The organism is Bacillus sp. HY001 (assembly GCF_007558965.1).
In the GTDB taxonomy this organism is placed as follows: domain Bacteria; phylum Bacillota; class Bacilli; order Bacillales; family Bacillaceae_G; genus Bacillus_A; species Bacillus_A mobilis.
The window spans coordinates 111,517-125,740 of record NZ_VLTE01000006.1 but is presented as its reverse complement, the minus strand read 5'-3'; the positions used below and the strand labels follow the sequence as shown (position 1 = coordinate 125,740).

17 protein-coding genes are annotated in these 14,224 nt (G+C 35.5%); 2 read left to right on the top strand and 15 right to left on the bottom strand.

The features are described 5' to 3' along the window. Positions 1–68: 68 nt before the first annotated feature. From FOT98_RS06805 to FOT98_RS06785, 5 genes are all read right to left on the bottom strand, one after another. On the bottom strand, positions 69–731 hold the full coding sequence (locus FOT98_RS06805) for a phosphatase PAP2 family protein (protein ID WP_144290982.1): 663 nt from the start codon (positions 729–731) through the stop codon (positions 69–71). Positions 732–808: 77 nt separating this feature from the next. Next, a complete protein-coding gene (locus FOT98_RS06800; protein WP_063262805.1) occupies positions 809–1,564 on the bottom strand; it encodes a sporulation protein in 756 nt (251 codons plus the stop codon). Then, positions 1,546–2,367, bottom strand: coding sequence for a serine/threonine protein kinase (locus tag FOT98_RS06795; protein ID WP_063262804.1), 822 nt, complete (start codon positions 2,365–2,367; stop codon positions 1,546–1,548). The genes FOT98_RS06800 and FOT98_RS06795 overlap by 19 nt, the downstream gene beginning before the upstream one ends. Next, entirely contained in the window at positions 2,367–2,549 is a 183-nt protein-coding gene (locus FOT98_RS06790) for a hypothetical protein (RefSeq protein ID WP_000473374.1), read from the bottom strand. The genes FOT98_RS06795 and FOT98_RS06790 overlap by 1 nt, the downstream gene beginning before the upstream one ends. Before the next feature lie 110 nt (positions 2,550–2,659). Beyond that, a complete protein-coding gene (locus FOT98_RS06785; RefSeq protein ID WP_000658451.1) occupies positions 2,660–2,839 on the bottom strand; it encodes a YozD family protein in 180 nt (59 codons plus the stop codon). A gap of 149 nt (positions 2,840–2,988) precedes the next feature. On the opposite strand from FOT98_RS06785, the gene FOT98_RS06780 reads away from it, so the two are divergent. Next, complete coding sequence (locus tag FOT98_RS06780; RefSeq protein WP_000456535.1) at positions 2,989–3,156, top strand: DUF3930 family protein; 168 nt, start codon at positions 2,989–2,991, stop codon at positions 3,154–3,156. Between the two features lie 4 nt (positions 3,157–3,160). Here the strand turns inward: FOT98_RS06780 and FOT98_RS06775 are convergent, their stop codons facing one another. From FOT98_RS06775 to FOT98_RS06730, 10 genes are all read right to left on the bottom strand, one after another. After that, positions 3,161–3,823 (bottom strand): hypothetical protein, encoded by a 663-nt coding sequence (locus tag FOT98_RS06775; RefSeq protein WP_000101496.1) that lies wholly within the window; start codon positions 3,821–3,823, stop codon positions 3,161–3,163. Between the two features lie 191 nt (positions 3,824–4,014). Continuing rightward, a complete protein-coding gene (locus FOT98_RS06770) occupies positions 4,015–4,230 on the bottom strand; it encodes a YozE family protein (protein WP_000750725.1) in 216 nt (71 codons plus the stop codon). Positions 4,231–4,302: 72 nt separating this feature from the next. Further along, complete coding sequence (locus FOT98_RS06765) at positions 4,303–4,575, bottom strand: YokU family protein (protein ID WP_000995761.1); 273 nt, start codon at positions 4,573–4,575, stop codon at positions 4,303–4,305. Beyond that, positions 4,572–5,993 carry a lysine 2,3-aminomutase gene (gene kamA / locus FOT98_RS06760; RefSeq protein WP_063262803.1) on the bottom strand — a complete coding sequence of 474 codons (1,422 nt, stop codon included), beginning with the start codon at positions 5,991–5,993 and terminating at the stop codon, positions 4,572–4,574. The genes FOT98_RS06765 and kamA overlap by 4 nt, the downstream gene beginning before the upstream one ends. A 210-nt stretch (positions 5,994–6,203) precedes the next feature. Continuing rightward, positions 6,204–7,589: an arginine utilization transcriptional regulator RocR gene (rocR, locus tag FOT98_RS06755; protein WP_080467795.1), complete on the bottom strand. Its 1,386-nt coding sequence runs from the start codon at positions 7,587–7,589 to the stop codon at positions 6,204–6,206. Positions 7,590–7,687: 98 nt separating this feature from the next. Beyond that, the gene (ablB, locus tag FOT98_RS06750; protein ID WP_063262801.1) at positions 7,688–8,533 is read right to left on the bottom strand and encodes a putative beta-lysine N-acetyltransferase; all 846 of its coding nucleotides are present in this window, start codon (positions 8,531–8,533) and stop codon (positions 7,688–7,690) included. Further along, complete coding sequence (locus FOT98_RS06745) at positions 8,530–9,798, bottom strand: peptidase (protein ID WP_063262800.1); 1,269 nt, start codon at positions 9,796–9,798, stop codon at positions 8,530–8,532. The genes ablB and FOT98_RS06745 overlap by 4 nt, the downstream gene beginning before the upstream one ends. A 15-nt stretch (positions 9,799–9,813) precedes the next feature. Continuing rightward, positions 9,814–10,476: a CoA transferase subunit B gene (locus tag FOT98_RS06740; RefSeq protein WP_063262799.1), complete on the bottom strand. Its 663-nt coding sequence runs from the start codon at positions 10,474–10,476 to the stop codon at positions 9,814–9,816. Continuing rightward, positions 10,461–11,159 carry an acetate CoA-transferase subunit alpha gene (gene atoD / locus FOT98_RS06735; protein ID WP_063262798.1) on the bottom strand — a complete coding sequence of 233 codons (699 nt, stop codon included), beginning with the start codon at positions 11,157–11,159 and terminating at the stop codon, positions 10,461–10,463. Before atoD ends, FOT98_RS06740 begins: the two co-directional genes overlap by 16 nt. Then, positions 11,156–12,466, bottom strand: coding sequence for an aspartate aminotransferase family protein (locus FOT98_RS06730; RefSeq protein WP_001205889.1), 1,311 nt, complete (start codon positions 12,464–12,466; stop codon positions 11,156–11,158). Before FOT98_RS06730 ends, atoD begins: the two co-directional genes overlap by 4 nt. Before the next feature lie 986 nt (positions 12,467–13,452). Between FOT98_RS06730 and FOT98_RS06725 the strand changes: the two genes are divergently transcribed. Then, the gene (locus FOT98_RS06725) at positions 13,453–14,202 is read left to right on the top strand and encodes a DUF4397 domain-containing protein (RefSeq protein ID WP_061678431.1); all 750 of its coding nucleotides are present in this window, start codon (positions 13,453–13,455) and stop codon (positions 14,200–14,202) included. Positions 14,203–14,224: the final 22 nt, after the last annotated feature.

The following is a 14,224-nucleotide window of genomic DNA, read 5'->3' as shown; positions in this document are numbered from 1 at the left end:
TGTTTTCAAACCAAAAACACCTCCATTGAATTTGCATACTTAGTATGCGAATTCAGGAGGTGTTTTTTTCATGTACCACTATTCGGGTTCACTTCATATGACATAGGTTCTTTTTTCATGAACGTTTTATGAAATATAACACATAAAACGAGCCAGCTACCCCCAGCCGCCCATCCTGCTAATATGTCAGATGGATAGTGCACGCCAAGATAAATTCGGCTAACTGAAATAGATAATACAACAAAGCTCGCTATAAAAATAATCAACAATTTTTTATGCAATGTAATTCGTTCTTCAGTAATGGTGACGTAGGCAATAAATCCTAAAAAAGCAGTAGCATTCATCGTATGACCGCTCGGAAAACTATATCCAGTTGCCGTAACAAGCTGTGTTACATCAGGTCTTGCTCGTTCGTACCATAGTTTAAGCATACTGTTTAAGTAACGAGATCCATAATAATTAATTGTTAGAAGTAATGCACTAAGCATTTTTTTTCTAACGAGAAAATACATTACAAGAATAATGAGCAACGGAAAATATATTCTTTTGGAACCGATAAATGACACCCAAGTAAAATAGGCTGTCAAATAATCGTTTCGAAAACTTTGAATAAAATGCGCGACTATATTGTCAAATTTCTCAATACAAGCGGTATGATACGAAAGTGATAATACGACAAAACAAATGAGTAGCGTAGAACTTAACAAGTATAAATGTCGATATCGTTTCACATACATAACCTCACTATGCAAAAAAATGGAGCGGTTGTTTTAGTTTTCCTCTCCATTTCTTTTTTATGCATAGTTTATTAAAAAATATAATTGTTAATTTTTTCTTTCATTGCTGGAATATCTTCATTCATTACTGTAAAGCGAATCACTTTCTCGTCAAGATCAAGCGCTTCTGCAAATAAACCTGCTAATCCGCGGGATTTTCTGTCTACTTCCATAATAATCTCTAGTCGATCGTAGGCGCTTGGCAAGATTAATAATTCTAGTTCATCTAATTTCCCATAATACTCTCCGGAAACCGGAACAAACTCAAATTCTTGCGCAAATGGAACTTGCTTACGTAATCGATACGGTAATTCTTCACATTCTATATGACGCGCTTTAAAACCTAATTGTTGTACACCCTCTAACACACTATTTAATAATGCATTTGGCAACACTTGAATGTAATCACGATCACTTGGATCTATACTACGTTTAATATCAAGGCCTGTATGCACCCAAACTGTTTTCATTCCAAGTGTAAGCGGTGTTTCAACTGGCATTATAAATGAAAATGGAATTTCCTTTTTTTCATTCGGCTCAACAGAAAAAGGTTCTGTTAAACGAACTCGCTCTAAATCATATGTTGCTGTTACTTTTTTATCATCCACTTCTCGTACATACGATGTTGATAACGTTAAGTAAATGCTTTCAATTTGTTGGCTAACTGAACCTCCAGTTATATGAACCTTTCCTAGTATCTCTTCTCCAACAATATACTCATCTTTTTCAAGAACTGTATCTACTTTTGCATTACCAATACCAACGCTTGCTAAAAATTTTTGAAACATGGATCCTCCATCCTTTCTAAAGCAAAAGCTACATCTTTTTTTAAATCTTGTACATTTTCATAGTACGGCGTTTTTATTTGTAACATTCGCATAAGCATTTCACGGTTATAATTTTCTAAAGTTAATTCGTCATACCATGGTTTTTCATATTTTTCATTAGATTCATAGCCTGCATATAATAAAAATAATGAGAAATGACCAAGCGCATAAAAATCGCTACGAAACTGGACTTCTCGCATCAAAGCTTGTTCACCTTCATAAGTTGTAGCTCGTTCATCACCCTCACCCTTCAATTTAGCCAAACCAAAATCAATAATACTAATTCGATTTTCTTTCATTAATATATTCGGAATACGTAAATCTCGGTGAATAATACCTTTACTATGAAACACCGATACAATTTCTAATATATCGTATAAAATTTTAAAAACTTCACGTTCTGTATATACATACCCATCTAAGAAAATATAATCTTCGAAATTCTCACCCGGCATATATTCCATCACAAAAAAGCTTTTTTTCTCCCATACGAAATGATCATATAAACTAGGAATTGCATGATGATCTAATTTTTGTAAGATCATTTTCTCTTGTTCAAATGATCTTCTACCAGACTCATACCTTTGTTTACTTTGTCTTAATTGTTTTAAGACTTTATATCTATTTATTTGTAAATCATTAACGACATATGTAACCCCATAACTGCCCATTCCAATTACTGATTCAATTTTATAACGTTCTGCAACGATTGTATTTTTTCGAAGTGGTCTATCAAATAAAGCTAGTATACGATGCCATTTCATCAGCTACTTGAAAAGAAGCTACGGCTTTTACGCTTTCTTTTATAATGCTGATGGCCATAACCAGATGAACGTCGTTTATAATCGCTACTTGAATAAGAGCGACCTCTATGGCGATAATCACTACTAGAATACGAACGATATTTTTTCCTACCTAATAAAGAATCAATAATTTTTTTGAACATCCCTTCACCTCTTGAGTAAAATTTTCTTTTAATTATACCAACTATTACCGACTATATTTGTGACAAGTTTGTAAAGAGTAAAAAACGACGAGTAAACCCCGTCGCTACTTTCACTCATCCTCTTCATCAAACACTTCATCAATCATACATTTCTCTAATAGGTACTCGAATGTAATGTCTGCGAGATCTTCAATTTCTTCTCGTTTTGGGACGTATCCTCTTTCAATTAGTTGCTCATAAAAAAACTCCGCAATCTCTTCCGTATCAATTACGACTTCAATTTCCTTCATGAGCATCACTCCTTTATTTCTGTTTTATGAAAAAATCTCAAAAATATGTATATGAGATTAGAAAAATAGTTTTTCTTTTTTATAGGTCATATCCTTTGGACGAGATGCATACGATGGTAGTACAAGCTATCAAAAAGGGGGATTTAATTATGGAATACCAATATGAGGTAGAACAAGAAGTAGGACAAACAAAAGAAGAGTTCATGCATGAAGATCAATGGGCAGACTCTCTTATTAAATGGCTTTTTATTTTTTTAATAATTGTAGGCATACCTTATACTGCATATGTTGTTGTTCAATTCATTCTCTCTTTCTAGTTAACTACTTTTTCTCTGTCAATTTAACTAAATAATTATGAACAACATCCATAACAATTTTGTATTCTTCATCTTTAAATGTATCAAATAACAATTGGTAATCGTTATAAATATCAAGTAATCCATCAATGATTTCTTGACGATTTGTCTTAACACTCACTTTTTTTGAGTTGTTAATTGACTTTAATTTTCCTAAATCTAATTTATTCATACCAGCTTTATCTTGTTTCATTTTCTTCAAAATTGCATTTGCCGTTTGAGCATTTGCAAGTAGCGTTAAATCTGATTCATCTGCTTCTAACCATTCACCATCCGTAATTCGTGACAATTCGTATATTGTATCTTCCCATGCGTCATTTTTATATCTCCATACTTCTGTACGAAAACCAACAATCCGAAACACATCTTTATCGTATCCTGTTACTTGCACGAGATCACCAAATGTGAAATTATAATTTAATTCAATCCACTCAGTTTCACCTTTTTTCATATCTTGCTCTGAAACGTGCTGCAACGTTTGCTCTACGTAAAACCCATCGTGATTATTGACTTCGTAAACGTAAACTCCATCTAAAACCTTCATATTTGTGATTTTACCAACGGTTCCATATAGCGTAATCACGACTATGTCCCCTACGTTATATTTAGGTTGCTTTTTCCTTGCCATCTATATCTCTCCTTTTTTTGACGTCGTGATTTTGATAACAGTATATGCAACCTACATAAAAACGCTTATCACAGAAGCGTATATTCATAAATTTTTTCAATAAAAAATATCACCATATGAAAATTTATTTACAACGTAAAAAAAGCTAGCAAATAGACTAGCTTCTCATCAAAAATACCATCTTATAGTTTTTATCTCTCTTGTATGTATAAATCCCAAGCTTCATCAAATATAGACATACTTTCTAGCATTCCACTTAATTCTAAGTATGAACTAATTTCATCGTAATCTTCAGATTGCTTCGGAAAGCTTAAATCATCGTACATTGCCTCTGCTAAATTCGAAATTTCATTACTAAATAGAGCGGCACGATGCTTCATCATATAGTGGTAAAATGTCTTTTTCAAAAATATTCCCTACCTTTCTAACTTGGATACATTATACAAGGCAAAATAGAAAAAAACCAGCATAAAAGCTGGTTAAAAGTCGAAATAATTTCTTTTTAATAGACGTGGTCTTCCCATTAATTCTTCATATGTTAGTTGTTTTGGTAAATCTTTCGTATAAATTAGAAACAATTGATCTTCTATTTCTTTCACTGTTTGATCTGCTTGATAGTCCATACCACATGAGGAACAAGAAATGCATGGTGTCTCTTGGATTTCAATGGCTTTCGTACCATCTGGCAATTCCCAATATACAGTATTCAAGCTTTCTTTCGCTTCTGTACTGTCACACCACATACAATTCATACTGCATCACCCTCATTTTTTTTGTCGTTTTCTTCTAATTTAGCCATTTGTGATTGATACTTTTTATCTTTCAGTTGATCACGCTTATCACGTTTATCTTTTAGTGATGCATGAGTTTCATTATCTTCATAGTCTTTACGACGGTTCATACGCTGTAAGTCGTCTGGAACAAGGTTAAATTTCTTATCACTCATAAGACCTGCGATACCAACATCTGAACGTTTTTCTTCGTAGTTTGGATAGATTTCTTTAAAGTACCCTTCTGCTCTTCCTGGGATATAGCTCTCTGGCTCTGGATACGTTGTAATAACACCTTCAAAGTTACGAAGCACAACTTTATCTGCACTTTGTGAAATTAAATAGTTTGGTTGAAGCGCAATTTTTCCGCCTCCTCCTGGTGCATCAACAACGAATGTTGGAACTGCATAACCAGACGTATGACCGCGTAAACCTTCAATAATTTCCAGACCTTTAGATACCGGTGCACGGAAATGACCAATACCTTCAGATAAGTCACATTGATAAATGTAGTATGGGCGTACACGGATTTTTACTAAGTCATGCATAAGTTTTTTCATAATTGGAACGCTGTCGTTAATACCAGCCAAAATTACTGCTTGGTTTCCGATTGGAACACCAGCATTCGCTAGCATTTCACATGCTTTTTTCGACTCTTCTGTAATTTCAATAGAAGTATTGAAATGTGTATTTAACCATACTGGATGGTATTTTTTAATAATGTTACATAAGTTTTCTGTAATACGCTGCGGGAATACTACCGGTGCTCTCGTTCCGATACGAATAATCTCGACATGCGGAATCTCTCGTAAATTTTTTAATACATATTCTAAAATTTTATCGTTAATAAGAAGACCGTCACCACCAGAAATTAATACATCTCGTACTTGTGGTGTATCACGAATGTAACCAATTGCATCATCTAATTGTTTCTTTGGCACACCCATTCCAATTTGTCCACTAAAACGACGGCGTGTACAGTAACGACAATACATAGAACATTGATTCGTTACTAAGAATAATACGCGGTCAGGATAACGATGTGTTAACCCTGGAACTGGTGAATCTTCATCTTCATGAAGCGGATCTTCTAAATCATATTTTGTTTTATATAACTCTTCCGAGATCGGTACAGATTGCATCCGAATCGGACAGCGTGGGTCATCAGGATTCATTAGCCAAGCATAGTACGGTGTAATATTTAACGGGATCGTTTTCGTTGAAATTTTAACGCCTTCTTCTTCGTCAGGTGTTAAATTAATCACTTTCTTTAAGTCATCTAACGTTTTGATCGTATTCGTTAATTGCCAAACCCAGTCATTCCATTGTTCTTCAGTAACATCCTTCCACAACTCGATATCTTTCCAGTGACGATTTGGTTTGTATACATCATGTAACATTGCTATTCCCCCTTTTTATACGCTCATCCTTTATATAAGCAATAGTTATGCCAACTTTACATTATTGATAAGTAAATGTACGGAGAACGCTATTACATAAGCAAAAAAATATTTTTAAGCACTGTATGAAATCCATACATACTATCATATTCATTACTTTTTATATATGTAAACGCTCTTTTATTGGTGCAAATACACAAAAACCGCCAATTATTCGGCGGTTTTGTCGTACTTACTCAGCTTATATTGCAGCGTTTGACGAGGGATACCTAACATTTTTGCAGCTTGTAGTATATTCCCTTCCGTTTCAATTAACGCTTGATCTATTAATTCTTTTTCCGTTTGATGAAGTGCTTCTCTAAGAGGCAATATGCTCCTCTTCTTCGGAAGATTCTCTTTCCGAAATGTACGCGGTAAACAATTGGCTGTTAATGTATTACCTTCTGCAATTATGACAGCATGTTCAATCGTATGTTTTAACTCCCGAACATTTCCAGGCCATTGGTAAGCTTCTAGTCGTTCTTTCGCTTCCTTATCCATTTGAAGTACATCTTTTTTATAACTTTTATTATATTCTTTCAAAAAATAAGACGCTAATAATAATACATCCTCAGTTCTTTCACGGAGCGGCGGAATATATAATGAAAAGACATTTAATCGATAATATAAATCAGTGCGAATTTTATTCTCTTTTAAACATATTTCTGGTGGCTGATTCATTGCGGTAATAACGCGAACGTCTACTTTTCTCGTCTTATTATCACCAATACGACGAATAACACCATCTTCTAATACACGTAGCATTTTCGCTTGTAAATCGAGTGGCATTGAATTCAGTTCATCTAAAAACAATGTCCCTCCATCTACAAGTTCAAATAATCCCGCTCGTTCAATTGCCCCTGTATAGCTGCCTTTCGTCGTTCCGAACAATAAACTTTCTAATAGCGATTCTGGCAAAGCTGCGCAGTTTTGTGCAATAAACGGCTTGTTCTTCCGTTTAGAAGCTTCATGAATCGCTTGTACAAATAGCTCTTTCCCTGTTCCTGTTTCCCCATATATTAAAACATTTGCATCCGTTGGGGCTACTTTTTGTGCTAATTCTTTCGTCTGTTTAAACCGAGCATCATTCGTCACGATCGTCTCAAATGCAATATGCTTTTTAATTGCTTTTTTTCTAGATGACCGCTTTATTTTCGACTGCAAATCGACAATTGTATCCGTAAGTTTTTGAACTGTGGAATAATCCTTAGCAATTTCAACAGCCCCAGCAATATTTCCATCTATAAAAATAGGTAACGTCGTATTTACTGTACAAATGTCTTCCCCATTTAAATTTTGATAATGTTGCACTTGATGAACGATTGGCTTTTTTGTATCTAGCACTTTCATCAACGTACTTGTTTCCCTAGATAAAGAAGGAAACGCTTCTAATAAATGTTTACCTAACACTTTTTCAATTTTTGATCCATCGTGTTTTGCAGCTACTGTATTATAAAAAATTGTAATACCATTTTCATCTACTGCGTGTATAGCCTCATCAATACTGCCCAAAATCGCTTCAATGACTTCTTGTGTCGAAACTGCTAGCAATGTCATCCCCCCTTTTGCCGAAAATTCAGCAATCACGTGCCGAATTTCCGGCATACCTATATGCGATTATAAGCATGACGATTCCGTTCTATTTTTATACCGTACTATTTAGACAAATCTTTCACCCATATATTCATATCTTCCAGCTTATCGAAAATGTAGCAATTGTTCGCCAGTCTTCCTGTATACGTATAACCTAACTGATGAAAGGCCGCATTCATTCCGAAAGAAAGTGATCGAGCAATTGTATAGGAGCAGAAAATCGATTTTTCTTGCAGTTCTTCTTCTAACTTAATTAGTAAACTTTTCATAAACCCATGCTTACGATATTCGGGTAACGTAGCACAATTCGTTAATTCTGCATTTCCTTCTTTTATATTCATTTCTGCAGATGCTGTACTAATTATTTTTCCCTCGAATTCATACACATAGTATATTGTATCGTCTTCTTTCATCGTTTGTTTTACATAACTTGCTTCGTTTAAAGGAGTCGGATAAACTTCAAATACTTTTCCAAAGACGACCGCTAATTCTTCCGCATCCTCTTCGGTCGCTTTTCTTAATAGAAATTTCTCTGGAACTATTTTTTCCTTTACTTCTTTTGCTTTAACTCCGCTTAAAATGGTATCTTCCTCAGCCCAATGAATACTATTTCGTCTTTCATCATTAATAAATTTCACGAAGAAGTATGCATCATGACCTTGAAAATAATGCGGTATTGTTGCTTCCAATAAAAAACCGAAAGAGAGCCATGTAGAAACATGCTCTCCCTTTCCTTTAATAATACATTTAGTGAAAGAATGCTTCTCTGCTAATTCGTCAATTGTTTTTATAATCCTCTCAATATTTCCTGTGTAGTGGTCTACTCGAATACGTTTATTAAAATAGTCTAATACGCCTTCTACTGTATAGCCATTCGTCTGTTCTCTAAAAGATTCATAGTATTTCATTTTTTCACCTCACACCAATCTAGTAATGTACATGCAATAACTTTTGCGGCAGCTATCATTTTATCAACTTCTATATATTCGTTTGGATAATGTGCTACTTTTGTCTCTCCTGGACCAAATACTATCGTTGGTACGCCTGCGATTTGTGTAAATAAACCTCCATCAGTCCCCCAAGGAGACGCTTCAATAATCGGTTTGTTCCCTTCGATTTCAACAAAGTTATGCTCAAGTGTCGTAATTAACTCATGATTTTCTTCTAGTTCACCAGGAACCCATCTCGCCCCAAACCATTCTACTTCTACAGGATTTTCAACAAACCAATTGTCCACATCATTTAATTCAGCGATCCAATTATCGAACTCTTCTTTTGCTGCCTCTATAGTCTCATTCGGCGCAATACCACATCTTCCTTCTAAAATTAACGAATCAGGAACAGAACTTGGCCAGCTCCCACCTTCAATTTTTCCAATATTAATTGGAATTGGAATCGGGATTCCTTTAAATAATGGATCTGTAATTCGACCATTTCTCTTCTCTTCCAATTTTCTCAAATGCTCTACAACAAACATACTTTTTTCAATTGCACTTACTCCTTCATAACGCGTTCCACCATGTGCTGCTTTGCCTTTCACATGTAGACGAAACCACATGGACCCTTGTTGTTTCGGGAAAAACTTCATATTTGTCGGTTCTGGAATAATGACACCATCCGCTTTATATCCTCGTAATATAGTCGCTAATGTTCCTGCCCCGCCGCTTTCTTCTTCTATTACACTTTGAAAATAAATATTTCCTTTTAATTCAATACCAGATTCAATAATGGCTTCCATCGCAAGCATTAGTGCGACGTTTCCGCCTTTCATATCCGTTGTTCCACGACCATATATACGATTCCCTATTTGCTCACCACTATAAGGGTGATGGTCCCACTGATTCACATCTCCTTCTGGCACGACATCAATATGTCCATTTAATATCATAGATTTTCCGTCGCCACTTCCTTTAAGGGTTGCCACTATGTTCGGGCTATCTGAAAAACTTGTACGCGGTGATACAAAATAAGGATGATCTTTCATTTTAGAAAAGGATGGTTCCCAAATATCTAGATCTAAACCTAGCTCACGTAATTTTTCAATCACAATTGCCTGCGCACCACTCTCATCACCAGATACGCTCTTTTCTTGAATTAATCGTTTTAAAAATTTTACGCTTTCCTCTTCATGACTCTCGATATAATCACAAATTTTCTTTTTTAATTGCTCCATATATTACATCTCCCCTCATTCAATTACTAGTAAGTTAGAGTCAATTTTGAAATCAGCTTCTGTATGTTGTTTTATATCTTCCACTGTGTATGGGCTCATTAACTCTTGTAAAATGAGTCCATCCTCCGTCACTTCCATAACTGCCATATCTGTAATAATTAAATCTACACATTTCTTTGAAGTTAACGGTAATGTACACTCCGAAACAATTTTTGCATTTCCGTATTTATCGACATGATTCATTACAACAACGACCCGCTTCGCTTTTTGTGCCAAATCCATCGCTCCCCCAATACCTGGAACGCGTTTTCCTGGGACAATCCAGTTGGCTAAATCACCATTCTCACTTACTTGTAATGAACCAAGAATCGTTATGTCTAATAAACCTTTTCGAATCATCCCAAACGCTGTGCAGCTATCAAAATAACTCGCTCCTGTAATAAGAGAAGTTGGTAAACCTGCTGCGTTACATAAATTTTCGTCTTCATTCCCTTTGCTTGGCGTAGGTCCCATACCTACAATTCCATTTTCCGCATGAAACATAACGTTTATATCGTCAGGAAGATGATTCGGTACAAGCGATGGTATACCAATACCTAAATTTACAATCATACCATTTTGTATTTCTTTCGCTGCGCGCCTAGCAATCTTATCTCTCACTTCTACGCCCATACCCATTTCCAATTCACTCCTTCCGACGGTACGATATAATTTACAAATACTCCTGGGACAACAATTTCTTCTGGATCTAAACTTCCAAGTGGAACGATCTCCTCTGCTTCTACAATCGTTATATCCCCTGCCATTGCTACGTGAGGGTTCATGTTACGAGCGCTTTTATCAAACACAAGATTACCAAACGGATCCGCTTTTTTCGCATATACAATTGCAACCTCAGCAGTTAATGCTGTTTCAACTAAATATGTCTTACCATTCATTTCAACTGTACGTTTTCCCTCTTCTACAATCGTATCAACACCTACATCAACTAATACGCCTCCAAGTCCTACACCACCAGCGCGAATACGCTCTGCTAATGTTCCTTGAGGGGAAAACTCGATTTGTAACCTTCCTTCGTTTAGCTGTCTCCCTGCATTTGGATTTGAACCAATATGTGAGGTAACTAATGATTTTACTCTTTCATTCGTAACAAGACGACCGATTCCTACATCAGGAAATCCCGTGTCATTTCCTATTAAATTTAAATTTGTAACTCCTTTTTCTAAAATCGCCTGTATCAAAGATGGAGGGGATCCAATCCCCCCAAATCCTCCAAACATTAATGTCATATCATCGTGGAACAAAGAAATTACTTCCTCTATTTCTTTTAATTTACCGAATGTATTCGTAATAGTTGTCATGCGATACTATGCCCTCCTTTTTGCATCATTTCTTCTACACTTTTTGCAAAAATTGAAAGTAATTCATCTAACTCGGAATATGTAGTTGTCATTGGCGGTGCTACAAGCAGTGCACTATCTTCTTTTCCTGCTTGCCCTGAAACAGCTTGGTATAAAAGAAGACCATTTTTAGCTGCAACCGAAATAAGTTCTGACGCCTTTGTAAACGGTTGCAATTCTACTCCAATCAGCAAACCTTTTCCGCGTACATCAGCAATGATTGTCGATTGTTGTTGAACTTTTTGTAGTCCTTTTATTAAATACTCTCCTTTTTCTGCTGTTTTTTCAGGTAGATTATGTTTCTCCATATACTCAATAACAGCTAGAGCTGTTGCTGCTGATAATGGATTTGCACTTAACGTATGCCCACTCATAACTGAACGTGATCCTCGTAAAATTGGCTCCATAACACGGTCACTTACAATCGTCGCTGCCATCGGTGTATATCCAGCTCCTAAACCTTTACCAAGAGTCATAATATCCGGTTCTACACCCCAATGCTCCATCGCAAACCAAGCACCAGTACGACCAAGTCCAGTCATTACTTCATCGGCAATAAATAGAATATCGTAATGACTACAAATATCTTTAATAACTTTATAATATTCTTTCGGCGGGACGACTGCGCCTCCAGCTGCTCCGATAATCGGTTCAGCGATAAAAGCTGCGATATGTTCTGCACCAATTCTTTCAATTGATCTTTCTAGTTCAGTCGCACAAGCAAGCTGACAAGTTGGATATACCTTTTGCACCGGACATCTAAAACAATATGGAGCTGGAATAGTTGGATAATCTTCTAAAATTGACACGAAACGTTGTCTGCGCAGTGGATGCCCAGACATTGATAAGGCTCCCATCGTAATACCGTGATAACTCATCCATCGTGACAAAATTTTATGTTTCCCTTGAATACCTCGCTCTTGAAAATGCTGGATTGCAATTTTCATAGCTGTTTCATTTGCTTCCGTACCACTATTTACAAAAAAGCTCCAGTTCAAATCTCCTACACTTAAATCGCTTAATTTCTTCGCTAATTTTTCAGCTGGTTCACTCGTGAACTGTGATCTATAAACGAAAGCAATCTCCTCTGCTTGCTTTTTGATAACGTCCGCAATCTCCTTTACGCCATGCCCAATACCTGCCGTAATTGCCCCTGACGAGCCATCAAAATATTTATTTCCGTTTTGATCATACAAATACACACCTTTTCCATGTGAAATCATTGGATACGGCTGACCAACAAGTGGTTTAATTAAGTAATCGCGCATAGCGCTCCCCCATTTCTCCAATTTGTATATATATATGAAGAAAATTGACGTTTCTTTCATAAAAAAGAACCCTCTGCGAAAGCAGTGATTTTATCAAAAAACTATTATAAAATATACAAATGAGTGCTTAATATCAACTTCAAAAACAGAAAATTCAGAACTAAATTCGAAGACCACCCCTTATTTATACGCTCAACTAACCCTCCTTTATATAAAATAAATGTTTCACTACATGTTTTCTTAACATAATGTCAGCTTCCCTCAATTGCCGACATTGTGTAAACTTCGACGAAACTCCCTTTAAACTCCTTCCTATTCTCCTACTTTATATTGCATATTTTCAAACAAATCTCGACAATTAATCCCACTAAATGCATAGCAATTATTTTAAAGAAACCAAGATTTCACATACATCATCATCCGTTTTATACATTAAAAAAAGAACCGATTAACCACATTAATCAGTTCGGCACGACGCTCTTTTATCAGTTAATACCTTCACTTGCTAACGTAAATAGAAACAATAGCATTACAAATTCAAATTTCATCCTACAGCCTAAAGCACAAAATCGTCCATAACTCCACTCTCAAATCCTTGCGGGATATCCCCATCCCAATATTTCATTCCTTTCCTCAATTTCAAATTACCTTTCCTTTATAATTTATGTAGGACAATTATCACTTTGTATGTGTATTCGCCCATAATTTAAAAAATCCCTAGTTTTCTAAGAATTTTGGACATGTTTTCGATATTTCACTTATTTCACTCTTAAGTCTTCATTTCATAATCCGAACTTCATCAGCTCATTTGGAGGAAATATTATTGTGTCCTCTAGAAATTTATAACTCTCGTTCACCTAAACTACACTTACCATAAGCAATATTTTTTACTTATTTTCAACTTTCCTCCTTTTAGAAACAATTTTTTTGCATAACCTCTTTCTTGCTAAGCATATAGTGTTAATGATGACAAAGGAGGAATGTTCATGTCTCAATCTGAAATCGAAAAATATGGACAAGAAGCTGCACGTTACGAACAGCTCGCTCGTTACTATCAATTTCATAATCCGAAAAAATATGTAGAACTATATATGAAATATTATGATGCGCTTACGAAACTTGTACAGGCATATGAAAAAAGAGATTCACAAGAAGCTGCTTTACCATCACATATAAGGTTTTTTCACTCAGCTTCCAATACACCTGCGGTTGACATTTTAGTAAACGGACAAAAGGTTATTAAAAATATTTCATTTAAACAATTTAGTCCCTATTTAACATTAGTACAAGGTAAATACCGTATAGATATTGTTCCTGTCGACAATGAAACTCCCATCTTTTCAGCTTTAGTACCGATAATGGGAAATCACTCTTATACTTTTGCCGCAATAAATAGTGACAATCATCTACAATTACAACCTATGCTTGATAATACACATTTACCAGCTGGTCAAGCAAAAATACGCTTTGCACATTTTTCTCCGGATACCCCTGTTGTAAATGTAAGTTTAAAAGGTGGAGATCATTTATTTGAAAATGTACTCTTTAAACAAATTACAGATTTTTTAGAAGTTAGCCCTGGTACAGCAGATATTGAAGTTTCACTCGCAGATAATGCAAGTGTCTTGCTAACTATACCGAATTTCAAAGTCGAACCGAACATCATTTATACCATTTCAATTTTAGGTTATTCAACGAAGGATCCTAAATTAGAAGCCGTTATCCTTACAAATTAAAACAGTCTACACCATTCATTTG